We start from the raw sequence: 22,417 nt of genomic DNA, 5'->3' as shown, positions 1-22,417 counted from the left end.
GTTGATGCTTAATCTTCAAGCAGCAATAAAAACAGTTTTGTATTGGTATTGGAAGAGGTATCGAGTTTCGATTGTCCTCCGCTGATAGAAGTAAGATTTTTGATATTTCCGTTTCTTTTTATTTTTCCCATTGCATCGTTCAGATTATTCACGATCTGGGAAACATTTGCCATAATGATAATTTTATTGGGCAATCTTGAAGAATGGTAATGAAGAATATTATTATGAGAAAGCATGATCCTTCCGTCATAAGCAATTAAATATTCGCAGGTGATGAAACTTGCGTCATTCTGGCTTTGCAATTCGGAAGTATAAGGAGTCTTTACGACATTCAAAAAGTTCTGAAGATCTTTATCCCAACAAAAAAGATTGTTGATTCCTTCTATTTTGATGATCTGGTTTAGCGTCTGCAAAGCCTCCGCTTCATCTGCACAATAATTAAAAAAACCTCCGGAATGCGTAAACAATTGGGCAAACTTATAGTCGAGATCCGCATTTTTTAGCGAATCTCCTAGCTTTTCCAGACTCTGTTTTTCGTCTTCTTCAGGCTGGTTGGTAAGTTTGCTTACAATCTTCTTGAATAAATTCAACTTAATTTATTTTTAATCAACTTTATACAAAAATATAAAATTAATTAGATAGAAATCCAAAAATATGCCGATAAATATGAAAAAACCTGACAATTTTGAAACTGTCAGGTTTTATCTATTTGTTTTAAAGAATTTTTAAAGTTGAGTCGGACTCTCAGGAGCCTGAATTTCACTTTCGCCTTCTTTTTCTTTGATAACAATTGGCTCTCCAATTTCTCCAACCACAGGAATTGTATTCGTTACAGGTCTCTCTGTCAATTCAGGATCCCATGCTCTTTTTCCGAATATATCCTCAAGGTCTTCACGGAAGATCACTTCTTTTTCTAAAAGCTTAGTCGCCAAAGCATCCAGTTTATCCTTATTATCAGTAAGAATCTGAACTGCTCTCTGATATTGGTTTTCGATGATTGATTTAATTTCAACATCAATTTTCTTAGCCGTTTCTTCAGAATAAGGTTTTCCGAAACTGTATTCCGATTGACCTGAACTGTCATAGTAAGAAATATTACCAATATTCGGGCTTAGTCCATAGATCGTAACCATAGCCTGAGCTCTTTTCGTTACACTTTCTAAATCAGAAAGCGCACCTGTTGAAATATTGTTAAATATCACCTGCTCTGCAGCTCTACCCCCCAATGTTGCACATAACTCGTCCAACATTTGTTCTGTAGTCGTTAATTGTCTTTCTTCCGGAAGATACCAAGCTGCTCCTAAAGAACGTCCTCTCGGTACAATCGTCACTTTTAAAAGTGGTGCAGCATGTTCTACCAACCAAGAGATGGTAGCGTGTCCTGCTTCATGATAAGCAACTCTCCTTTTTTCTGAAGGTTTGATTGCCATATTTTTCTTTTCAAGACCACCGATAATTCTGTCTACGGCATCAAGGAAATCTTGTTTTGTAACCGAAGTATGGCTATTTCTAGCTGCAATTAATGCTGCTTCATTACAAACATTAGCAATATCTGCTCCGCTGAATCCCGGAGTTTGTTTTGCTAAGAAATCTCTGTCAACAGTATCATCTAATTTGATTTTCAATAAATGAACATCAAAAATCTCTCTTCTTTCGTGTAATTCCGGAAGGTCTACATAAATCGAACGGTCAAAACGACCTGCTCTCATTAAAGCTTTATCTAAGATATCCGCTCTGTTGGTTGCAGCCATTACGATAACGTTCACGTCTGTTCCGAAACCATCCATCTCAGTAAGAAGTTGGTTCAATGTATTTTCTCTTTCGTCGTTTCCGCCAGAGAAATTGTTTTTTCCTCTTGCACGACCGATTGCGTCGATCTCATCGATAAAGATAATCGCTGGAGATTTAGCTTTAGCCTGAGCAAAAAGATCTCTTACTCTCGAAGCTCCAACTCCCACAAACATTTCTACGAAATCTGAACCTGAAAGTGAGAAGAAAGGAACTTTAGCTTCACCCGCTACAGCCTTCGCCAACAACGTTTTACCTGTTCCCGGAGGTCCTACCAAAAGTACACCTTTAGGGATTTTACCTCCCAGTTTCGTATATTTTTCTGAGTTTTTCAAGAAATCTACAACTTCCTGCACCTCTTCTTTTGCACCTTCCAATCCTGCAACATCTTTAAATGTTACCTGAATTCTTTCTTTTTCGTCGAAAAGTTTAGCTTTAGATTTTCCGATAGAGAAAATTTGTCCACCAGGACCACCTCCACTTCCCATCTTTCTGAAAAGAAGGAAATAAAATAATCCTAAAATGGTGATCCAGATTAATGCCTGAACAAGAAATCCCGTTAACGGACTTTCTCCTTCTGCATAATCTTTCGATGTCTTTATTGCCGGATTTTGCTGTTTTACTGCATCAAATTTTTCTAAGAAAAGTCTTAAGTCTCCGTATTTAAGGCTATAATCCGCCTTAGGAGTCATTACAAGACTTGAAAAAGGGTTTGCTTTATCGTCTTTTTTTACGGTTGCTGTTTTAGCAGCCTGTGTTAAAAATACATCAGCTTTTTGAGCCTGCTTATCTATTAACACCTTCTGAACTTTCCCCGTTTGCATTTCCCTGAAGAAACCATCCTCATCAATAGATTTCGCACTGCTATCGCCTAAAAAATTAGGGATAAAGAATAACAAAAGAGCTATGATCGCAATCGGAAAAAACCAGTTAAATCCTTTATTGTTCATTTATACTTTTTAAAATTTAATATTAACTTTCGATTTTTGTGATTGCCGCATCTCCCCAAAGTTCCTCAATATCATAATATTCACGGGTTTCTTTTTGGAAAATATGAACTACCACTGTCACATAATCTACCAAAACCCACATTGAGTTTTCGGTACCTTCTACGTGCCAAGGTCTGTCTTTAAGGTCGTTTCTTACTTTTTTCTCTACGCTTCCCGCTAATGCAGATACTTGTGTATTCGAGTTTCCACTACAGATCACAAAGGTTTCTGCCACTGAATTTTCAATTTTAGAAAGATCGAAGATCATAATATCTTCTCCTTTTACATCTTGGATAGCCTCTACAATTTTATCTATTAGCGCCTGCTTTTCTGCTGTTTTGTTCATTAAAATATCTATAATCTGCAAATTTATTGTTTTTCTTTTACTTTAGCCTTACTTTTAGCCTTTTAAAGTCTTAAAGTTTTCTTAAATGAGTCAATTATTCTACTTAAAGGAGTGCTCTTCTACTAATGACGAAATTTCAAAGTTTTTACTTTACGAAAATTCGGATTTTATTTCCCTTCATACATTCAACCAGACGAAAGGTCGCGGTCAGTATGGAAATACCTGGTCATCAACGGCTGAAAAGAATTTAGCTTTTACTCTGGCTGTAAAGAGCATGCACTTTACAATCTCGGATTTTATGTTCAATTACTATACCGCAATTATCATTAGCGATTTCCTTGCCAATTTGACTGAAAATATAGTGAAAATAAAATGGCCGAATGATATTATTTTAAAAAATAAAAAAATCGTTGGGATTTTAATTGAGAAGAAAAAAATTAACCAAAATAATTATTTCATTATCGGTGCAGGATTTAATATTCTTCAGGAAAAATTTGAGGAAATATCTAATGCAGGATCGCTTTTAACCCAGACAGGAAAGTATTTTAACCTTGATAAATTCACTTTAAGCCTTCATGATTTTTTAATCGAAAAATTAAATAACATTCCTTCCGAACAGGAAATTATGGATCGTTTTAATGCTAATTTATTCCGAAAAGATGAAATCTCGGTTTTTGAATTGAACGGAAAACGACAAAATGGCATCATCAGACAAGCTGACGAAAAAGGTGAACTCTGGATTGAGCTGGAAGACGGTTTACAATCTTTTTATCACAAAGAAATAAAATTGCTTTATTGATTCGCTCTTTTTAGATAAAGATACGCCGCAAGCGGGAAAAAGACAATATTGGGAAACCACATTGCCAAAGCCGGAGACATACTTTTGTTCTCGGAAACCACTTTTAAGGCTTCAAATGAGAATACAAATACGAAAGCCAGGGAAATACCTAAAGCCAGGTTAATTCCCAACCCTCCACGTTTCTTTTGCGAGGAAAGCGAAAGTGCCAAAAACGTAAGAATAATAACAGAAACAGGCATTGAAGTCCGCTGATAAAGCTCATTCAGGTGGGTATTCAAATTGCTGTTTCCCTTTTCCGTCTCTCTTTTAATGAATTTTAAAAGTTCGGGAGTTGTTTTATTTTGACCTAAAAGTTCGTTCGGAAAAAGCTCTTCCGGACCATGACCATATTTTTTCTTTACATCAAAACCGCTGGCTAATTTTTCAGTATTGTCTTTATTGATGGTCTTTTCGGTGTAAGAATTCAGTACAAAATACTTCTTATCTTTATCCCAGGAAACGTCGGAAGCCTTTAATTCATACATCATTTTTCTGTTTTTATCAAACTTCTGATATAAGAATCCTGACCCTCTTTGTGCACCTTTATTCCACGAATTAATGAAAATATATTCTGTTTTGCTTAATTGTGCGGAAACCGGAGCTGTCCCCAAAACCTTTTCTTTATTGGCAGCATTGTACGTATAAGCTTCTAATTGGTTTTTCTGAATATTCGCCCAAGGCAATACAAAATGATTGATTCCCAACGACAAAATCGCAATAAACAAAGACGTAAGTAAATAGGGTCTTGCAAATCTGTGAAAACTGGCGCCACTGCTGATTACAGCAACAATTTCGGTATTATTTGCCATTCTCGATGTGAAATAAATCACCGAAATAAACACCAAAATCGAAAGGAAAGTCATCACCAGATTGATGATCCAGAATGGGTAAAAATGAATTAAAAAGTAAGTAACATTCAGTTTGGGATCTATTGCCGTTGCATTTTCAATTCTAGGAATTTTCTGCTGAACATCGATCACCAAAACAACTATAGACAGCAAAATCAACATGAAACTGAAAGTTCCAAGGTATTTTCTAACAATATATCGGTCTATAATTTTTAGCATTTTACTGCGTTTTTATTTTTTCCTTATTCTGTTTTTAAGTCTGACAGGATTTTATCCTACCGTATTTTAAGTCGTCCCTTCGGGACTCCCCTACATTTTAATTAAAGTCTTTGACGAAGAACGGGCACTACAGAATTTTTCCATTCGTAGAAATCTCCTGCTAAGATATGTTCTCTCGCTACTTTTACTAAATCTAAATAAAATGCCAAGTTATGAATTGAAGCGATTTGTTTTGCCAAATATTCTTTAGAAACAAATAAATGACGCACATACGCTTTCGAATATTCTCTATCTACGAAACTCGTTCCAAACTCATCCAAAGGCGAAAAGTCTTTTTTCCATCTTTCATTTTTCATGTTCATGACGCCTTGCCAAGTAAACAACATTGCGTTTCTTGCATTTCTTGTCGGCATTACGCAATCCATCATATCGATTCCCAATCCGATGGATTCCAGAATATTCCATGGAGTTCCTACTCCCATCAAATATCTGGGTTTATCTTTGGGTAAAATATCAGTCACCTCATCAGTGATTCTGTATAGTTCATCTTCAGGTTCACCCACAGAAAGTCCGCCGATTGCATTTCCTTCTGCGCCTGCTTCTGCAATTACTTCCGCTGAGATTTTTCTTAAATCTGAAAAAGTAGAACCCTGAACGATAGGGAAAAATCTTTGTTTGTAACCGTATAATTCCGGATTTTTTTCATTCCAGTCGATACATCTTTTTAGCCATCTATGAGTCATTTCCATAGAAGCTTTTACCTGGTTGTATCCACTTGGATAAGCAACACATTCGTCAAAAGCCATGAAAATATCTGCTCCGATCTGTCTTTGGATTTCCATTGACTTTTCCGGAGTAAACAAATGATAGCTTCCGTCGATATGAGACTTGAATTTCACTCCTTCTTCAGACATTTTTCTGCTTCCTGAAAGTGAAAATACCTGAAAACCTCCTGAATCTGTAAGAATAGGAAGATCCCAGTTCATGAATTTGTGTAAACCTCCTGCATCCTGCATCGTTTCCATTCCCGGGCGAAGGTAAAGGTGGTACGTGTTACCCAGAATAATCTGGGCTTTTATATCTTCTTTTAATTCTCTTTGGTGTACTGTTTTTACGCTTGCTACAGTACCTACAGGCATAAAAATCGGCGTCTGAACTTTACCGTGATCTGTGATAAGTTCTCCTGCTCTAGCCTTCCCCTCCGAGGTTTTTTCTATATTAAAAAATTTTTGCATCATTAATTATCTTGATAAAGCAGGAATATTTTGAGGAATTATTGTTTTACTTTTTTTATCCTTTATGTATTTATCTGCTTTCGGATCTTTTTCTACTAATATTTTTTGGGCATCTTCTGCAATCCCCTTCATTTTATCTTTGATGGTATAGTATTTAAAACTTTCTACAAAATCATTGGATTTTACATTATGCGTTTTCAGAACATATCTCGTTCCGGCTTCCAGATTGGAATTCGGATACATGAAAGTTGCCTGATCATTAATTGATAAATCAGCCAGAATTTCTGCCATCTGATCTTTAGGAATAAGATTTTTAGGCTTGTCGATATAATCTCCGCAAGAAAACATGCACATCAGAACGAAAATGAAGATCAATTTTTTCATAATCTGTTGATTATAGATTTCCATTTTAAATTTAATACTCCAAAAACCGCTTCATGAATGATTCCGCCATTCATTTTGCTTTCTCCCAAGATTCTGTTTGTAAAAATAATAGGAACTTCTACAATTTTGAATCCTTTTTTAAAAGCTCTGAATTTCATTTCAATCTGAAATCCGTACCCTTTTAATCTTACATTATCCAACCCTACATCTTCAAGCACTTTTCTTGAAAAACATACAAAACCTGCCGTCGTATCATGAATTGAAAGTCCTAAAACAGATCTCACATATTTTGAAGCAAAATAAGAAAGTAAAACTCTTCCCATTGGCCAATTCACAACGTTTACTCCTTTAGAATAACGGGAACCGATTGCCATATCTGCATTTTTACAGGCTTCAAAAAGTTTCGGCAAGTCGTTTGGATTGTGAGAAAAATCGGCATCCATTTCAAAAATATAATCGTATTTATTTTCGATCGCCCATGTGAAACCGTGGATATAAGCTTTTCCTAAACCATCTTTCACCTTTCTGATAGACAAGTGCAAATAGTGCGGAAACCTCTTCTGCAAATCCTTCACAAGCTCCGCCGTTCCATCGGGAGACGAGTCATCCACCACCAAAATATGGAAGTCATCTTCCAATGCGAAAACTGCGGAAATAATATTTTCAATATTTTCCTTTTCGTTGTAAGTCGGAATTATGACCAGTTTTTTCATTTCAGTTTGCAAAGATAGTTTATTTAACCTTTTTATTTTATACAAAATAATCTATAATTTTGCAAAAAACATTCCTTTGCTGTTATCACAAAATATTACAAATCATATAAGAATACCTGAGAACAACGATTGGGTAATCTTTATATTGTTGGGCTGCATATTTTTATACCTTTTTATGATGAATATCGTAGAGAGAGAAGCCAACCTGAAAGATTTCCTGCTTCAAAAATATTTTGATGCGAGTAACAACCTTCCGAGCTGGGTAATTACGTCCTGTGTGATTGCTCTCACTTTAGCGGTTTTAATTTCACAATACGTCCCTACTGTCCCGAAATTTGTTGCCGATTTACAGATTGCGGGATATCAACTGAACAAATTTGGGTTTTGTTTAATTGCAATTGTACTTTTTTATTTAATAAAATCAAGTTTAGGGTTTTTATTCTATCAAAGTATAGGTGACGGAAAAAAATGGACTGTTTTCTACTTCACCTCCACAAAATTTTATTTCATTCTGTCATTTTTATTAATAATTTTATGTGTAACCCACTACTATTTCCCGGTCGACAGAAATAAATTGTTTTTATATTATTTATCATTTTTCGCTATAGTATTCATTTTCAAAGTTTTTTTCTATTTATTTCACAAGAACAAGATCTTACCCGAGAAATGGTATTATAAATTTTTGTATATTTGCACCCTCCAAATAGCACCATTATTATTGCTTTGGAAACTATTATTTTTTTAATAAAAGTAAATGATGAGAATAAAGTCTATATTGGTTTCACAACCTGCGCCTAGTGAGTCCTCTCCATACTTGGATATAGCAAAGAAGGAAAAAATAAAGATTGATTTCCGCCCTTTCATCCACGTCGAAGGAGTTGACAATAAAGAATTAAGAACTCAGAAGATTGATCTTACGCAATACACGGGGATTATTTTCACGAGTAAAAATGCCATAGATCATTACTTCAGATTAGCTGAAGAATTACGTTTTGCAGTTCCTGATACGATGCGTTACATCTGTCAGTCGGAAGCAATTGCCAATTACCTTCAAAAGCATATTGTTTACAGAAAAAGAAAGATCAGTTTTGGGGAGAAAAACTTCGCAGATCTACTTCCTCTTTTCAAAAAATTCCCGACTGAAAAGTATTTGTTGCCATCTTCAGATGTATCGAGCCCGGAAACCGTTAAAACATTAGATGCTGCCAATCTCAACTGGACAAGAGCAATCATGTATAAAACAGTTTGCAGTGACCTTACTGATGTTACGATTAAGGATTACGACATGCTAATTTTCTTCAGTCCTCAAGGAATTAAGTCATTACAACAGAATTTCCCGGATTTCAAACAAGATGAAACTAAAATCGGTGTCTTCGGATCAACGACTTTAGCTGCAGCGGAAGAAGCGGGATTAAAGGTAGATTTAATGGCTCCTACAAAAGAAACTCCGTCCATGACAATGGCATTGGAAAAGTACATTAAAGCTTTGCACAAATAGGTTTTAATATAAAAAATAAAGTAACCGTCTTTTCATACAGGAAAGATGGTTTTTTTTTAATTAAATTTGAACAAGAATTAATATTGAATGAAAGCTCCACAGGCAAAAAAAATAGAAAAAACACTCGAAATACACGGCGATAAAAGAGTTGACAATTATTTTTGGCTCAACGAAAGAGAAAATCCCGAGGTCACAAAATATCTTGAAGAAGAAAATGCCTACGCAGAATTTGTGATGAAAGATACAGAAACTCTTCAGGAAGAGCTCTTTGAAGAAATGAAGGCGCGATACAAAAAAGATGACGAATCTTTGCCGTATTTCTTCAACGAATACTGGTACATCGTGCGTTATGAGGAAGGAAAAGAATATCCTATTTTTTGCAGAAAATATAAAAGCTTAGACAACGAAGAAGAGATCATTCTTGATGTTAATATTTTAGCAGAAGGAGAAGATTATTTTGAAGTCGGAGGTGTTTCGGTTGCTCCAAATAACGAAATAGCTTCATTTTCAAGCGATAATGTAAGCCGTAGAATCTACACCATTAATTTTAAAAATTTAAAAACAGGAGAATTTCTTCCTGATAAAATCCTGAATACCACAGGAAAAGCAGTCTGGGCAAAAGACAACGAGCATGTTTTCTATACCAGAAAAGATGAAAGTTTAAGAGCTTTTCAGGTGTACAGACACAAATTAGGAACAGATTCTTCAGAAGACATTTTAATTTTCCATGAAAAGGATGATACTTTTGATGTCACTGTTTTTAAAACAAAATCGTTGGAATATATTTTCATTGCAAGTTCGAGTACGATTTCGGATGAGCACAGATTTATTCCGGCGGATAATGTTTTTACAGATTGGACGATCATTCAGTCAAGAATTGAAGATCTGGAATATTCCGTGGAACATTACGAAGACGAATTCTACATCATTACCAACGCAGATGACGCTCTCAATTTCAAAATTGTAAAAGCAAAAATCGACAATTGCGGAATGGAAAACTGGGTAGATGTAATTCCTCACCGTGAAAAAGTTTTATTGGAAGGTTTTGAGATCTTTAAAAACTATCTTGTTCTTGAAGAAAGAGAAGAAGGCTTATTACAGATCAAAATCATCGACGAAAAAACTCAGGATTCGTATTATTTACCTTTTTCAGATCCTACATATACCGCTTATATCGGGGTTAATTTGGAGTTTGATACAGAAATCTTGCGTTATGGTTACACTTCTCTTACTCAGCCAAGTTCGACGTATGAATATGACATGAAGGAAAAAACCACCAAACTTCTAAAACAACAGGAAGTTTTGGGTGGAAAATTCGTTGCTGAAAATTATATTTCCGAAAGAATCTGGGCAGATTCCAGAGATGGAGAAGCGAAAGTTCCGATTTCTTTGGTATATCATAAAGACACTAAAAAATCTGCAGATACACCTGTCCTTTTATACGGATATGGAAGTTACGGACATACGGTTGATGCGAGCTTTTCGAATGTAAGATTGTCGATTTTAGACAGAGGTTTCATCTATGCAATTGCCCATATTCGTGGCGGTGAATATTTAGGAAGAGAATGGTATGAAGACGGGAAAATGTTGTTTAAAAAGAACACGTTCTTTGATTTTATCGATGCCGGAAAATATTTAATTAAAGAAAATTACACTTCATCAAAACACCTGTACGCAATGGGCGGAAGCGCAGGAGGATTGTTGGTGGGAGCTGTCATGAATTACGACCCTGCTTTATTCAACGGGATTGTAGCGCAAGTTCCTTTTGTGGATGTAGTTTCAACAATGCTGGATGAAACAATTCCTTTAACAACCGGTGAATACGACGAATGGGGAAATCCGAATGACGAAGAATATTATCACTACATGAAATCTTATTCGCCTTACGACAATATTGAAGCCAAAGATTACCCACATACATTGATTACAACAGGATTACACGATTCCCAGGTTCAATATTGGGAACCCGCAAAATGGACGGCAAAGTTGAGAGAATTAAAAACAGATGACAATCTTTTAGTTTTTAAAACCGATATGAGCGCCGGACACGGAGGAGCAAGCGGAAGATTTGAATCATTGAAGGAAGACGCATTAGAATATGCCTTTTTATTAAAATTAGAAAAGAAAAAAGATGAGTAACGACGCAGAATATTGGCAGAAAATACAACAGTTTTTCATTGAAAATTTTGACACCGAAAAAGACGCTCCCATTGAAACCTATTTGTTTTTAATAGGACTTCAGGAATTGGGAAGCGGACAACAGAAATATACGAAAGACGACAAGCTTAATCTACTTCACATCGCGGTTTGCAGATTGTTGGAACCTTTTGGATATTATAAATTTTCGCATTATGACGACGACGGATTTCCTCATTTCGAGGAACTGGAAAAACTTCCGGAACTAAAACCGAATGAACAGCAGATTCTCATGAAAAAAGCGATTATTCAGTATTTTCAGGACGAAGAATTAATTTAATTGATTTAAAATAAAAAATGGAGAGTAAATTTTACTTTCCATTTTTGTTTTTGTTGGTTTAAACCATTAAGATTAAAATGATTCATCTTAATTAGACTAAACTTATTAAATAAAATCTTAATGGTTAAAAAAATCATTTCAAAATATCTTCCAATTGGTTTAGTCCCATTTTGAAACCTTCCTCAAATCCCATTTCAATCAATTTTGTCATCGCTTCAGAGTTCGGAAAGTGGATATTCACCGTTACTTTTGTTCCTTCTTCCACTCCTGTAAAGCCAAACAGCCATTTTGCTTCCGGAAAATCTGGGTTTACATTTCCGTTTTCATCGCAAAAAGTATCTGTACCGTCGAAACTTCTGTGCTCCATAATTTCGCCGTACTTCACCTGCGCATAATGTCTTTCTCCTTCCGGACCGACCATTGAGTACAGCCAAATTCCGCCTTCTGCAAAATTCTGACTTTTCGTTTCACATTTCCAGGGTTTTGGAGCCCACCATTCGTTCAATAATTCAGACTTTGTAAAATAATCCCACACTTTTGAAACTTCAGCGTCATAGATTTTCATTACATAAACACTGCTCGAATCAAAATCTTTGTTAAAAATGATATTAGATTCCATAAATAATATTTTGTTTACACAAAGCTACTTTTTTCTTCTTTTACAACACTTTCCATAGGACAAGTATTCAAAAATTTATAATTAAATGTTAAAAAACATACTTTTAAGAATAATAACACAATTTTTTGGCTCGTTTTTTGTTTATCTAGTCTTAAAATAATTAATTTTAACACTCGCTTTAATAAATTTATAAAATATAGTAAATGAATAATAAATTCATCCCAATAATTTCGGTGTTTATGACGATCTCGTTGATTGTCTTCGTCACGCTCCAATTTTATTGGCTGAAACGTTATTATGGTGCATTGGATCAGGATTTTTCTTCCAAAGTATATTCTGCATTAGAAAATACTTCAAAAACCATTGGTGAAATCGAGGTCAACAAATACCTGAATGAAGACAATAAAGATTTCAGAACAAATATTCTTGCCAATAGCAGCCAACCATCTTTAACGACCATTCAACAGGTGGAAGATTCCGGTACACAGAGACAGATTGTTTATTCAAAAAGCATTATTGAAAAAAACCAGCTTCCATTATCCCAAAAAGGAGATTCTTTAAAATTAACCACTTTATATTCCGATGAAGCTGCCTACAAAATAAAAAGAGACACTACAAGTCGCGAACTTTTGACAGCCGATCTTAACCGAGACATCGAGAATGGCGATTATGCCATGAAAGAATTTGTGAAAGTGAATGGAAACAATTTACCCATCACAAAAAGGGTTGATGAAAAAATTCTGGATTCCGTTATTACAAAAGAATTGAGGATAAGGGGAATTTCCGCGACATTCGGATATGGAATTACGGATAAGAACAATACACTCACAAGCGTTGTCAACAAACTTTACAAGGAGAAAAAAGACAACAATACGTACAATTATCCTCTTTTTACAGACTCAAAAGAAAGAACTTTGTACAGCTTAGCCTTAGTTTTTCCGAAAAAAGAATATTCCTTGGCAATGAACAACTGGCCGATGCTTTTAGGTACATTTCTCTCATTGCTGACGATTTTGGGGATTTATATTATTTCCATTAATTATATGATGAGGCAGAAAAAGCTGGCGGAAGTGAAAACGGATTTCATTAACAACATGTCTCATGAATTTAAAACTCCGTTAGCAACGATTTCTGTGGCGACAGATTCTTTGGCGAATGATAAAATCGCGACGAATCCTGATAAGGTTAAATACTATTCGCACCTTATCAAACAGGAAAATCTGAGGATGAAAAAACAGGTAGAAAACGTCCTGAATATGTCTAAACTTGAAAGGAATGAGGTAAAACTATTCTTAAAAGAAGCCAACGTAAGAGAGCTGATCCGAACAACAACAGAATCCTTCAATCTGATTATACAGCAAAGAAACGGAACTCTAATACAGGAATTTAATGCTACAAATTACACCTTCAAAATAGACGAATTTCATATTTCAAATATGCTGGTGAATCTTTTGGACAATGCCAATAAATATTCTCCGGAAGCACCTGAAATTAGTATTAAAACCAATAATGAAGGGCATTGGTACGTCATCGAAATTTCCGACAAAGGAATGGGAATGGAAACCCAGAATAAAACAAAGATTTTCGAAAAATTCTTTAGAGAAGAAACCGGAAATATCCATAATGTGAAAGGACAAGGTTTAGGACTTTCTTACGTTAAAAAAATTGTAGAACTCCATAAAGGTCAGATCATTGTAGACTCCCATAAAGATCAGGGAAGTACGTTTACGATAAAACTGCCCATGAGTTAAAATAAACAAAATAGCAACCAATAAACAGAATATAAGAAGACAAGAGTGACGATGTTCATTCTTAATCATTAATTATTAATTAGTTAAAACTATGAGCAACAGAATATTATTAGTAGAAGACGACCAAAGTTTCGGGGCAGTGTTGAAGGATTATTTAACGATAAATAATTTCGAAGTTACTCTTGCCACAGATGGTGAACAAGGATTGAAAGAATTTACAGAAAATGAATTTGACATCTGTATTTTCGACGTAATGATGCCTAAAAAAGACGGATTCTCATTGGCAGAAGACGTAAAAAAAATAGATAAAAATACGCCGATCATTTTCCTTACCGCAAGAAACATGAGAGAAGATATTTTAAAAGGCTATCAGCTGGGAGCAGATGACTACATCACAAAACCATTTGATACTGAGCTACTTCTATATAAAATAAAAGCAATTCTTCAGAGAAGTTCTACCTTGGAAAATGAAGAGCAGGAGCAATTCAAGATCAGTAATATTTTCTTCGATTCTATGTTGAGACAATTGAGAGTTGGTGATAACGAATACAAACTTTCTCCAAAAGAAAACGAACTGTTGAAGCTTCTTTGCATCCACAGAAACGATTTTATGCCGAGAGATCTTGCGCTAAGAAAAATCTGGAAGAAAGAAAACTACTTTACCGCAAGAAGTATGGACGTTTATATCGCAAAACTTCGTAAGCTTTTAAAAGACGACGAAGGTTTGGAAATTATCAATGTTCACGGGGAAGGATTCAGACTTTTGGTTAAGAATTAATTCTAAAATAGTATCATAAATATAAAATTAGCAAAGCAATTAAAAATGTTTTGCTAATTTTGTTTTATACCAAAAGGATATGAAGAACACATTTTTAGGCGTAATTGCCATCTCAATACTGACAGTTTCTTGTAAAAAAGACGAAAGAGCAACTTATTTAACAGAAGAAGCAGCCATTCAACAGCCTGTTCCAGTGAATAACGCCCCAAAACCTTCTCTTTTGGATCAGGCTGGAATTCAGTCTACTCAAAATGTAGCTCCAACCGCAGCAGTTACTGCACCCGGAATGAATCCACCTCACGGACAACCCGGTCACAGATGCGACATTCCTGTTGGACAACCTTTGAACAGCAAACCTGTTCCACAACAGGGAACTCAGAACGTAACCGTTAATACCAATCAAGGACAAACCGTACAAATTGATCCCAATTCTGTACAACCGGGGAAATTCACCATGGAAAACGGTAAAGCAAAAACCGTAAAAACAGCTCCGGGAATGAACCCTCCTCATGGAGAAACCGGGACATAGATGTGACATCCAAGTTGGGCAGCCTTTGAACAGTAAACCCGTTCCAGTTCAACAACAAGTACAGACTGTAGCCCAAAACACACCGACTCCCGCTCCAACGCCGGCTCCTACAGGTCCTAAACCTGCAGTTAATCCTCCACATGGAGAACCTTGGCATAATTGTGCTGTAAAAGTGGGAGAAACCTTACCATAATTTCGTATTTTTGCAGCAGTGAAGTTATTTCAGATCATATCTATTATTTTCTGCTTAGGAATTTTCTTAATTCCTAAAGATAGTTTCTATGCTCAAAATATGCAGGAAATATGCTGCAAATCACAGAGCGGAATGGATTGTTGTAAAAACGACCACAAAGAACATTCTAAAGATAATCACAGCAAAAAAGAGCAAAAATCTTCTTGCAATGATGATTGTTGCTCAACCTGTGCTGCATGTTATACTTTTATAGAAACTCCTTTTTCAAAAAGTTTACAGCTGGAATATTCTTATTATAAATCCAATAAGAATTCTCAGTTCGAATATTCCGACCCATACCTTTCCAGCCGTTTAAAAGAGATTTGGCAACCGCCGAAAATAGGTTAATTCAATCAACAAAAGTTCATTAATTTTTAGTGAACTGTTTTTTAATTAATCTAAATTTTAAACAAAATGAAATTATATATTTCCAGGATTATTCTTGGTATATTCTTATTATCTGCACCATTTATTTTCGCTCAAAATCTTTCTAAAAACCAGTTTAAAGTAAAAGGAAACTGCGAAATGTGTAAAGAAAGAATTGAAAGTACCGCCAAAAAAGCAGGTGCAAATGAAGCGAGATATTCTGTCGATTCACAAACTTTAACCTTAGAAACGGATAACAATGTTTCCACAGACAATATCTTAAAAAAAGTGGCTGAAGCCGGTCATGACAGCGAAAAATTTAAATCAACGGACGCCAATTATGAAGCACTTCCGGAATGTTGTCATTACGAAAGAGATGTACCAACTTCAAGTGTAGAAAACCATGATCTTCATTCAAAAAAAGAGAATGAATTTTATGTAAAAGGCAACTGCGAATCTTGTAAAGCAAGAATTGAAAAGGCAGCGAAAGATGCCGGTGCAGATTCCGCAGAATGGAGCGCAGAAACACAAACTGTTCTCTTAAATTTTGATTCAAAAAAGACTTCTTCAGATAAAATTTTAAAGAAAATTGCAGACGTCGGTCACGACAACGAAAAGTATAAATCAAAAGATAATACGTACAAAAATTTGCCTTCTTGTTGCCTTTATGACAGAGAAATACCTTTTGGTGAAGCCAATCCGAAAGTACATTCTGAAGAAGGCGAAAAATCTGAACATTCCGATCATAATTCTTCTGATGAAAATGAAAAACGTATTGAAGGAGTTACGGTCACAGGTTCAAAAGCAGCCACATCTTTAAACAAAAAAGAAGCGGGATTGGTTTTTAATATTGACAGAAAAGAACTGTTAAAAGCAGCTTGCTGTAATTTATCAGAAAGCTTTGAAACCAATGCAACCGTTGATGTTTCTTTCAGTAATGCGGTGACAGGGACAAAACAGCTAAAAATGCTCGGTTTAGACCAGAAATATACGAGTTTAACGAAAGAATTGTTGCCCGAAATTAGAGGTCTTGCTTCTGCTTATGGTTTAAATTTCATTCCCGGAAGATGGATCGAAAGTATTCAGCTGACAAAAGGCGGAAGTACGGTAACCAACGGCTATGAAAGCATTACAGGACAAATAAACACCGAGTTTTTAAAAAATGCCGATCAACCTGAAACTTCATTAAATCTTTTCGCAGATTTTAACGGAAGAGCCGAAGCCAACATCACAAGCGTTTCCCGCATCGACGAAAAATGGTCGCAAACGTTTTTACTTCACGGAAACGGAACTTTTGGGAATACCGATATGAACGATGACGGTTTTCTCGATCGCCCGAAAGGAACTCAGATCAATGCAGCTTATTTATTGAATTACAATGATTTGGAAAAATCAGGATTTGGTTCGCATTTCGGAATTAATTTCATTAAAGATGAAAGAAACTGCAGGACAAACTGCCTTCAATAAAAGCTTAGACCAAAACGAACAAACTGCTTACGGAGTCGGAATTGATATTTCAAGATTTCAGGTTTGGAATAAAACGGGATATGTTTTTAAAGGAAAACCTTACCAAAGTTTGGGCTGGATGAACCAATATGTTTATCATCAACAGGATAGCTTTTTTGGTTTGAGAAATTATTCCGGAAAGCAGCATACGTATTATTCAAACTTAATTTTTGAAAGTATTTTGGGAAATACGAATCATAAATATAAAGCCGGAGCGAGTTTTATGTATGACGGTTATGAAGAAACATATCTGATTGATAATTTTAAGCGAAACGAGATTGTTCCCGGGATTTTTGCAGAATATACGTTGACAGGTTTAAAATATACGTTGGTTACAGGAGCAAGAGCAGATTTTCATAATTTGGCTGGAACGCAGTTTACGCCAAGAATGAATTTTAAATATGACATTACACCACAAACTATTGTAAGACTTTCTGCGGGAAGAGGTTTCAGAACGGCAAATGTTTTTGCGGAAAACCAACAATATTTTGCATCAAATCGTAGTATTCAAATCTTACAAAACGGAGGAAATATTTATGGTTTAAAACCCGAAATCGCTTGGAATTACGGCGTCAGTTTACAACAGGAATTCAAGCTTTTTGGAAGAAAATCTTCAATTGTAGCCGATTTTTTCAGAACCGATTTCCAGGATCAGGTTTTGGTGGATTTAGACAAATCGCCTCAGCAATTGACATTTTACAATCTGGAAGGAAAATCTTTCGCCAATTCATTTCAGACGCAGTGGGATTTTACACCTTTCAAAAATTTTGATGTAAGATTAGCTTACAAATATTATGATGTTCAGGCAGATTATTTAGATGGAAGACGAGAAGTTCCGTTTATGGCAAAACACAGAGGTTTTCTGAATCTGGCGTATTCGACAAATAAAAATAACAACGGCGGATTCTGGAGTTTTGACACGACTTTAAACTGGGTCGGAAAACAAAGACTTCCGAACACTTCAACAAATCCTGAAGAATTTCAGTTACCAACCTATTCTGAATCTTATGCAGTATTAAATGCACAGATCTCAAGAAATTTCAATAAAAAATTGAGAGCCTATTTGGGAGGTGAAAACCTGACTTCTTATTATCAAAAAAATGCGATTGTGGATTTTAAAAACCCGTTCGGAAATTATTTTGATGGCGGAATGGTTTATGCACCCATTATGAAGGCTAATCTTTACGTTGGATTGGACGTTACTTTTTAATTTTAAGAATAAAATCCCCCACAGATCACACTAATCTCACAGAAATAAATTTGTGTAATCTGTGGGAAATTAAAAAAATTTAAGCATGGTTTCAATAATTTAATGATTATGAAATCATGCTTTTTTGTATCTTTAACTAAACTTACGACATGTTAGAAACCCTTATTTTTGAAGATAATTACAAAAAATTCGGCTTCAGTATTTTTTCGGAAGAAAATGTGGAGAATTTCAATGAAAATAAGTTTCGGACGGACATCAAAGTTCTTTTTGTTCCTGCGGGTTATGAATTAACGGTGGATTTTAATCATTACAAAACCCAAAGACCTTCCTTATTTTTTCTTACCAACCAACTTCTGAATATTGAAAAAGCAGAAGGCGAATCTGTGCTTTTGCATTACAACCGCGATTTTTACTGCATTCAGATTCATGATAAAGAAGTTGCTTGTGACGGACTTCTTTTTCATAATGTTTTTGAAATCCCTAATGTAGAACTTGAAGATCGGGAAGCGATTATCGTAAAAGATTTATTTCAAAATATAAAAGATGAACTGGAATGGAAAGATTCTTCAGCCGAAGAAATGATCCGAACTTATGTGAAACAAATCATCATTCGCGCCACCAGAAAGTGGAAAAAACAAAATATTGATAATGATAACGTGAGAATTCCGAGTAACGAATTGGATGTTTTCCGTGATTTCAGCAGACATCTGGAAATTCATTTCAGAGAAAAGCACAATGTTGCAGATTATGCAGATCTGCTTCACATCGCTCCAAAAACGTTGACTCATAAATTCAAAAACTTAAATCTAGACTCTCCGAATCAGTTTATCATCAATCGAATTCTGTTGGAAGCCAAAAGGTTATTGTTCTATACCGATAAACCCGTTAAAGAAATTGCCTACAATCTTGGTTATGAAGATCCGGCTTATTTTAACCGACTTTTCACCAATAAAATCGGAAGCACTCCGACAAACTTCAAAAGAAATTACACTTCGGGAAAAAAGTACAATACTTAGGTCTTTTTATCTATTTATTTAAACGTATATCCGACATATCTTTGTATCATCAAAAACAAACAACATTAAATAAACAAAAACAAACATTATGAGACGTAACGCAACAGCCGTTTGGAACGGTAACATTAAAGAAGGAAACGGACACATCACAACTCAAAGCACGACTTTGAACGAAACGCAATATTCTTTCAACAGCCGTTTTGCTGACGGAGTGGGAACAAACCCTGAAGAATTATTGGCAGCCGCTCACGCAGGATGTTTCACGATGAAATTAAGCGCAGAGCTTTCTCAGGCTGGTTTTACTCCTGAAGAATTAAAAACAACTTCTGTCATCACTCTTGATCCAAACATCGGAAAAATTACAAAATCTGAATTGACTTTAACAGCAAAAGTTCCGGGACTTTCTGAAGAAGATTTTCAAAAATATGCTAAAATCGCAGAAGAAGGATGCCCTGTAAGTGCAGCTTTCAACTTTGAGATTACTTTGAATGCTACTTTGGCGAATTAATTTTAATCGTAAGAAACATTTTACGCAAAAGTAAAACACCATTTTTGTCATTCTTTAGGAATCTAAGCAAACATTTAATAGAAATAAAATTTTAAAAATAATGTCTAGATTCCTATCGAAATCACAAACTGGACGCACAGAAAATAATAATTACGTCTGAGTTTATTCAACAGCTCAGACTTAATCTTAAAACAAAATATACCAATCGGTATATTTTTTGTATCTTTGTATCATAATTAATTGACAATGTCAACGAAAGCAGAAAAGACAAAACAATTCATTATTGAAAAAACGGCATCTTTGTTCAATACCAAAGGCTATATTTCCACGTCTCTTTCCGACATTACAGAAGCAACAGGATTGACGAAAGGAAGTATCTACGGAAATTTTGAAAATAAAGATGAAGTTGCGCTTGAGGTTTACAAATACAACTCAGGTTTGTTGGGGAAAAGTATGTCCCGATCGCTTGGAGAAGAATTTCCGACCACTATTGACAAATTATATGCTTTTGTTAATTTTTATCGTAAAAGCTGGCCTTTTGTTTTCGAAACCGGAGGTTGTCCTTTGATGAACGCCGCAACCGAAGCCGATGACACTTTTCCGAAATTAAAAAAGCAAGTCACAGAATCTTTTGAAGGCTGGATAAAAAACATTACGAAAGTTATTATTAAAGGTCAAAAAGATGGAGAAATTCATGAAAATGTAAATGCTGAAGAATTCGGATCATTATTTATTATGCTTGTCGAAGGCGGAATTTTACTTTCCAAAACGACAGGCGATGAAAAATATCTCAACCTTGCTTTAGACAGAATTTTATTGATTATTGATAAAGAATTAAAACTCCTTCCATCATAAACTTCATCATATGGAAACAAAAAAAGTGGCAATTGTAGGATACAACAGAATTCCGTTTGCCAGAATGAATACAGCTTACGCAGACAAAGGAAATCAGGATTTACTGCTTTCCGCTCTGAATGGTTTAATCAATCGATACAGCCTTAAAGGAAAACTTCTCGGCGAAGTTGCCGGAGGAGCGACGATTAAGCATATTTCTGAAAGCAACCTCATCAGAGAAACGGTTATGAATACTTCTCTCGATCCCGGAACTCCCGCGTGCGATCTTCAGCAAGCGTGTGATACAGGAATCGAAGCCGCAGTATACATCGGAAACAAAATTGCTTTAGGACAAATCGAAAGCGGAATTGCATGTGGCGTTGAAGCGATGAGCAACATCCCTTTTGAGTCTTCACCAAGATTAAGAAAAGCTTTATTAAAAGCCAATAAAGAAAAGTCTGCTTTTGGAAAACTCAAGCAATTATTAAGTCCAAAACTGAAAGACTGGATGCCGATTCCTTACAAAGGGCAAGAACCCAAAACAGGTTTGGTAATGGGCGGTCACACAGAAATCACTGCAAAATATTATCAGATTTCCCGTGAAGATCAGGATGAATTGGCTTTTAAAAGTCATCAAAATATGGCAAAAGCGTATGATGAAGGATTCTTTAATGATATGATCACGCCAGCTTTTGGTTTAGACAAAGACAATAATCTTCGTCGTGACACGAGTTTAGAAAAATTAGCTACTTTAAAACCCGCTTTCGACAAACAAAACGGAACATTAACAGCCGGAAATTCCACCCCTTTTACCGATGGAGCTTCTGCGGTTTTGTTGGCGAGTGAAGAATGGGCAAAAGCGAATAATTTACCGATTTTAGCGTATATCACTTTTTCCGAAGTTGCAGGAATTGAATATGTTGAAAATAAGCAAGACTTACTTCTCGCTCCCGTTTTTGCGGCGGACAGAATGCTTAAAAAAGCAGGAATGAGCTTAGAAGATTTTGATTATTATGAAATCCATGAAGCATTTGCAGCGCAGGTTTTAGCCACTTTAAAAATCTGGGAAAATGATGATTTGGCTAAAAAATTCGGTTTGGAAAAAGCATTAGGAAAAATCGATCGAAATAAATTAAACGTAAAAGGCGGAAGTCTCGCTGTAGCACATCCATTTGCAGCAACAGGCGGAAGAATTATCGGGACGCTGGCAAAAATTTTACACGAAAAAGGAAGCGGAAAAGGATTTATTTCAATTTGTGCCGCTCGTGGACAAGGCGTGACGATGATTTTAGAAAAATAAACAGATATGGATAGATTAGCACAATTAAAACAATTCATCGGGAAAGAATTTGATCAATCGCCCTCTCCTTTTATGAAATGGCTTAATCCCATTATCCTTTCTGCAGAAGAAGGACAACTGGAATTTCAATACACTATAAGACCGGAATGGCTGAACCCGATCGGAAATCTTCATGGCGGAATAACAGCCGCAATTGTTGACGATGTTATCGGAGCAACGATGTTTTCTTTAAACGAAAATTCTTTTATGACGACCATCAATAATGTGATTGATTATTTTTCAACCGCAAAAGAAAATGATAATATTGTAGCTGAAACTAAAATCATTAAAAGAGGAAAGCAATTTGTAAATGCACAGTGCGAGATATGGAATGCAGACAAAACAAGACTTATTGCAAGAGGAACCTCCAATTTATTCAAAATCAATAATTAAGT

23 protein-coding genes and 1 pseudogene are annotated in these 22,417 nt (G+C 35.5%); 16 read left to right on the top strand and 8 right to left on the bottom strand.

All coding sequences use genetic code 11. The features are described from left to right. Positions 1–8: 8 nt before the first annotated feature. The 3 genes from J3D55_RS03235 to rsfS form a co-directional block, all read right to left on the bottom strand. Positions 9–590 carry an LUD domain-containing protein gene (locus tag J3D55_RS03235; protein ID WP_259127936.1) on the bottom strand — a complete coding sequence of 194 codons (582 nt, stop codon included), beginning with the start codon at positions 588–590 and terminating at the stop codon, positions 9–11. Positions 591–725: 135 nt separating this feature from the next. Next, complete coding sequence (gene ftsH / locus J3D55_RS03230) at positions 726–2,738, bottom strand: ATP-dependent zinc metalloprotease FtsH (RefSeq protein WP_259127935.1); 2,013 nt, start codon at positions 2,736–2,738, stop codon at positions 726–728. A gap of 22 nt (positions 2,739–2,760) precedes the next feature. After that, complete coding sequence (rsfS, locus tag J3D55_RS03225) at positions 2,761–3,123, bottom strand: ribosome silencing factor (protein ID WP_259135022.1); 363 nt, start codon at positions 3,121–3,123, stop codon at positions 2,761–2,763. 85 nt (positions 3,124–3,208) lie between these two features. Here rsfS and J3D55_RS03220 point away from each other — a divergent pair, with 85 nt between their 5' ends. Further along, positions 3,209–3,922 (top strand): biotin--[acetyl-CoA-carboxylase] ligase, encoded by a 714-nt coding sequence (locus J3D55_RS03220; RefSeq protein ID WP_259127934.1) that lies wholly within the window; start codon positions 3,209–3,211, stop codon positions 3,920–3,922. Here the strand turns inward: J3D55_RS03220 and J3D55_RS03215 are convergent. The 4 genes from J3D55_RS03215 to J3D55_RS03200 form a co-directional block, all read right to left on the bottom strand. Continuing rightward, a complete protein-coding gene (locus J3D55_RS03215) occupies positions 3,916–5,028 on the bottom strand; it encodes an LptF/LptG family permease (RefSeq protein ID WP_259127933.1) in 1,113 nt (370 codons plus the stop codon). The two genes, J3D55_RS03220 and J3D55_RS03215, sit on opposite strands and share 7 nt — an antisense overlap. A gap of 101 nt (positions 5,029–5,129) precedes the next feature. After that, positions 5,130–6,263, bottom strand: coding sequence for a tRNA guanosine(34) transglycosylase Tgt (gene tgt / locus J3D55_RS03210; RefSeq protein ID WP_259135020.1), 1,134 nt, complete (start codon positions 6,261–6,263; stop codon positions 5,130–5,132). Between the two features lie 6 nt (positions 6,264–6,269). Then, a complete protein-coding gene (locus tag J3D55_RS03205; RefSeq protein ID WP_259127932.1) occupies positions 6,270–6,647 on the bottom strand; it encodes a DUF4296 domain-containing protein in 378 nt (125 codons plus the stop codon). Continuing rightward, the gene (locus J3D55_RS03200) at positions 6,644–7,360 is read right to left on the bottom strand and encodes a polyprenol monophosphomannose synthase (RefSeq protein ID WP_259127930.1); all 717 of its coding nucleotides are present in this window, start codon (positions 7,358–7,360) and stop codon (positions 6,644–6,646) included. Before J3D55_RS03200 ends, J3D55_RS03205 begins: the two co-directional genes overlap by 4 nt. On the opposite strand from J3D55_RS03200, the gene J3D55_RS03195 reads away from it, so the two are divergent. The 4 genes from J3D55_RS03195 to J3D55_RS03180 all read left to right on the top strand — a co-directional run bounded on the left by J3D55_RS03195 (position 7,344) and on the right by J3D55_RS03180 (position 11,334). Further along, a complete protein-coding gene (locus tag J3D55_RS03195) occupies positions 7,344–8,105 on the top strand; it encodes a DUF4271 domain-containing protein (protein ID WP_310466736.1) in 762 nt (253 codons plus the stop codon). The genes J3D55_RS03200 and J3D55_RS03195 overlap by 17 nt on opposite strands. Positions 8,106–8,117: 12 nt before the next feature. Next, complete coding sequence (locus J3D55_RS03190; RefSeq protein ID WP_259135015.1) at positions 8,118–8,858, top strand: uroporphyrinogen-III synthase; 741 nt, start codon at positions 8,118–8,120, stop codon at positions 8,856–8,858. An 87-nt stretch (positions 8,859–8,945) separates the two neighbouring features. Further along, complete coding sequence (locus tag J3D55_RS03185; protein ID WP_259127929.1) at positions 8,946–10,997, top strand: S9 family peptidase; 2,052 nt, start codon at positions 8,946–8,948, stop codon at positions 10,995–10,997. Beyond that, on the top strand, positions 10,990–11,334 hold the full coding sequence (locus J3D55_RS03180) for a hypothetical protein (protein ID WP_259127926.1): 345 nt from the start codon (positions 10,990–10,992) through the stop codon (positions 11,332–11,334). Before J3D55_RS03185 ends, J3D55_RS03180 begins: the two co-directional genes overlap by 8 nt. Before the next feature lie 133 nt (positions 11,335–11,467). On the opposite strand, the gene J3D55_RS03175 is transcribed toward J3D55_RS03180, so the two are convergent. Continuing rightward, on the bottom strand, positions 11,468–11,953 hold the full coding sequence (locus J3D55_RS03175) for an SRPBCC family protein (protein ID WP_259127925.1): 486 nt from the start codon (positions 11,951–11,953) through the stop codon (positions 11,468–11,470). A 203-nt stretch (positions 11,954–12,156) separates the two neighbouring features. On the opposite strand from J3D55_RS03175, the gene J3D55_RS03170 reads away from it, so the two are divergent. The 11 genes and pseudogenes from J3D55_RS03170 (at position 12,157) to J3D55_RS03120 (ending at position 22,415) form a co-directional block, all read left to right on the top strand. Further along, complete coding sequence (locus J3D55_RS03170) at positions 12,157–13,704, top strand: sensor histidine kinase (protein ID WP_259127924.1); 1,548 nt, start codon at positions 12,157–12,159, stop codon at positions 13,702–13,704. A gap of 91 nt (positions 13,705–13,795) precedes the next feature. Then, entirely contained in the window at positions 13,796–14,482 is a 687-nt protein-coding gene (locus J3D55_RS03165; protein ID WP_027380477.1) for a response regulator transcription factor, read from the top strand. 79 nt (positions 14,483–14,561) lie between these two features. Beyond that, on the top strand, positions 14,562–15,011 hold the full coding sequence (locus tag J3D55_RS03160; RefSeq protein WP_259127922.1) for a hypothetical protein: 450 nt from the start codon (positions 14,562–14,564) through the stop codon (positions 15,009–15,011). Next, positions 14,992–15,204, top strand: a complete 213-nt coding sequence (locus J3D55_RS03155; protein ID WP_259127921.1) for a hypothetical protein — start codon at positions 14,992–14,994, stop codon at positions 15,202–15,204. Before J3D55_RS03160 ends, J3D55_RS03155 begins: the two co-directional genes overlap by 20 nt. A 99-nt stretch (positions 15,205–15,303) precedes the next feature. Then, complete coding sequence (locus J3D55_RS03150; RefSeq protein ID WP_259127919.1) at positions 15,304–15,591, top strand: hypothetical protein; 288 nt, start codon at positions 15,304–15,306, stop codon at positions 15,589–15,591. Positions 15,592–15,657: 66 nt separating this feature from the next. Then, positions 15,658–18,325, top strand: a pseudogene (locus tag J3D55_RS03145) (TonB-dependent receptor domain-containing protein). Between the two features lie 149 nt (positions 18,326–18,474). Continuing rightward, complete coding sequence (locus tag J3D55_RS03140) at positions 18,475–19,341, top strand: helix-turn-helix domain-containing protein (RefSeq protein WP_259127917.1); 867 nt, start codon at positions 18,475–18,477, stop codon at positions 19,339–19,341. Positions 19,342–19,429: 88 nt separating this feature from the next. Continuing rightward, positions 19,430–19,849 (top strand): OsmC family protein, encoded by a 420-nt coding sequence (locus J3D55_RS03135; RefSeq protein ID WP_259127916.1) that lies wholly within the window; start codon positions 19,430–19,432, stop codon positions 19,847–19,849. Positions 19,850–20,095: 246 nt separating this feature from the next. Next, entirely contained in the window at positions 20,096–20,704 is a 609-nt protein-coding gene (locus J3D55_RS03130) for a TetR/AcrR family transcriptional regulator (RefSeq protein WP_259127914.1), read from the top strand. A 10-nt stretch (positions 20,705–20,714) separates the two neighbouring features. After that, the gene (locus tag J3D55_RS03125) at positions 20,715–21,983 is read left to right on the top strand and encodes an acetyl-CoA C-acetyltransferase (RefSeq protein WP_259127912.1); all 1,269 of its coding nucleotides are present in this window, start codon (positions 20,715–20,717) and stop codon (positions 21,981–21,983) included. A gap of 6 nt (positions 21,984–21,989) precedes the next feature. Then, positions 21,990–22,415: a PaaI family thioesterase gene (locus tag J3D55_RS03120; protein WP_259127910.1), complete on the top strand. Its 426-nt coding sequence runs from the start codon at positions 21,990–21,992 to the stop codon at positions 22,413–22,415. The last annotated feature ends 2 nt before the right edge of the window (positions 22,416–22,417 follow it).

This window comes from Chryseobacterium ginsenosidimutans (assembly GCF_024807225.1).
Taxonomy (GTDB): domain Bacteria; phylum Bacteroidota; class Bacteroidia; order Flavobacteriales; family Weeksellaceae; genus Chryseobacterium; species Chryseobacterium ginsenosidimutans.
This window is presented reverse-complemented; position numbering and strand designations above follow the sequence as displayed.

Coding starts and splice junctions, on each gene's coding strand:
- ftsH (WP_259127935.1), bottom strand. CDS start 2,738: ATGAACAATAAAGGATTTAACTGGTTTTTTCCGATTGCGATCATAGCT.
- J3D55_RS03120 (WP_259127910.1), top strand. CDS start 21,990: ATGGATAGATTAGCACAATTAAAACAATTCATCGGGAAAGAATTTGAT.
- J3D55_RS03220 (WP_259127934.1), top strand. CDS start 3,209: ATGAGTCAATTATTCTACTTAAAGGAGTGCTCTTCTACTAATGACGAA.
- J3D55_RS03175 (WP_259127925.1), bottom strand. CDS start 11,953: ATGGAATCTAATATCATTTTTAACAAAGATTTTGATTCGAGCAGTGTT.
- J3D55_RS03140 (WP_259127917.1), top strand. CDS start 18,475: ATGTTAGAAACCCTTATTTTTGAAGATAATTACAAAAAATTCGGCTTC.
- J3D55_RS03130 (WP_259127914.1), top strand. CDS start 20,096: ATGTCAACGAAAGCAGAAAAGACAAAACAATTCATTATTGAAAAAACG.
- J3D55_RS03155 (WP_259127921.1), top strand. CDS start 14,992: ATGGAGAAACCGGGACATAGATGTGACATCCAAGTTGGGCAGCCTTTG.
- J3D55_RS03180 (WP_259127926.1), top strand. CDS start 10,990: ATGAGTAACGACGCAGAATATTGGCAGAAAATACAACAGTTTTTCATT.
- tgt (WP_259135020.1), bottom strand. CDS start 6,263: ATGCAAAAATTTTTTAATATAGAAAAAACCTCGGAGGGGAAGGCTAGA.
- J3D55_RS03150 (WP_259127919.1), top strand. CDS start 15,304: ATGCAGGAAATATGCTGCAAATCACAGAGCGGAATGGATTGTTGTAAA.
- J3D55_RS03200 (WP_259127930.1), bottom strand. CDS start 7,360: ATGAAAAAACTGGTCATAATTCCGACTTACAACGAAAAGGAAAATATT.
- J3D55_RS03125 (WP_259127912.1), top strand. CDS start 20,715: ATGGAAACAAAAAAAGTGGCAATTGTAGGATACAACAGAATTCCGTTT.
- J3D55_RS03135 (WP_259127916.1), top strand. CDS start 19,430: ATGAGACGTAACGCAACAGCCGTTTGGAACGGTAACATTAAAGAAGGA.
- J3D55_RS03215 (WP_259127933.1), bottom strand. CDS start 5,028: ATGCTAAAAATTATAGACCGATATATTGTTAGAAAATACCTTGGAACT.
- J3D55_RS03170 (WP_259127924.1), top strand. CDS start 12,157: ATGAATAATAAATTCATCCCAATAATTTCGGTGTTTATGACGATCTCG.
- J3D55_RS03195 (WP_310466736.1), top strand. CDS start 7,344: ATGACCAGTTTTTTCATTTCAGTTTGCAAAGATAGTTTATTTAACCTT.
- J3D55_RS03185 (WP_259127929.1), top strand. CDS start 8,946: ATGAAAGCTCCACAGGCAAAAAAAATAGAAAAAACACTCGAAATACAC.
- J3D55_RS03160 (WP_259127922.1), top strand. CDS start 14,562: ATGAAGAACACATTTTTAGGCGTAATTGCCATCTCAATACTGACAGTT.
- J3D55_RS03165 (WP_027380477.1), top strand. CDS start 13,796: ATGAGCAACAGAATATTATTAGTAGAAGACGACCAAAGTTTCGGGGCA.
- J3D55_RS03205 (WP_259127932.1), bottom strand. CDS start 6,647: ATGAAAAAATTGATCTTCATTTTCGTTCTGATGTGCATGTTTTCTTGC.
- J3D55_RS03190 (WP_259135015.1), top strand. CDS start 8,118: ATGAGAATAAAGTCTATATTGGTTTCACAACCTGCGCCTAGTGAGTCC.
- rsfS (WP_259135022.1), bottom strand. CDS start 3,123: ATGAACAAAACAGCAGAAAAGCAGGCGCTAATAGATAAAATTGTAGAG.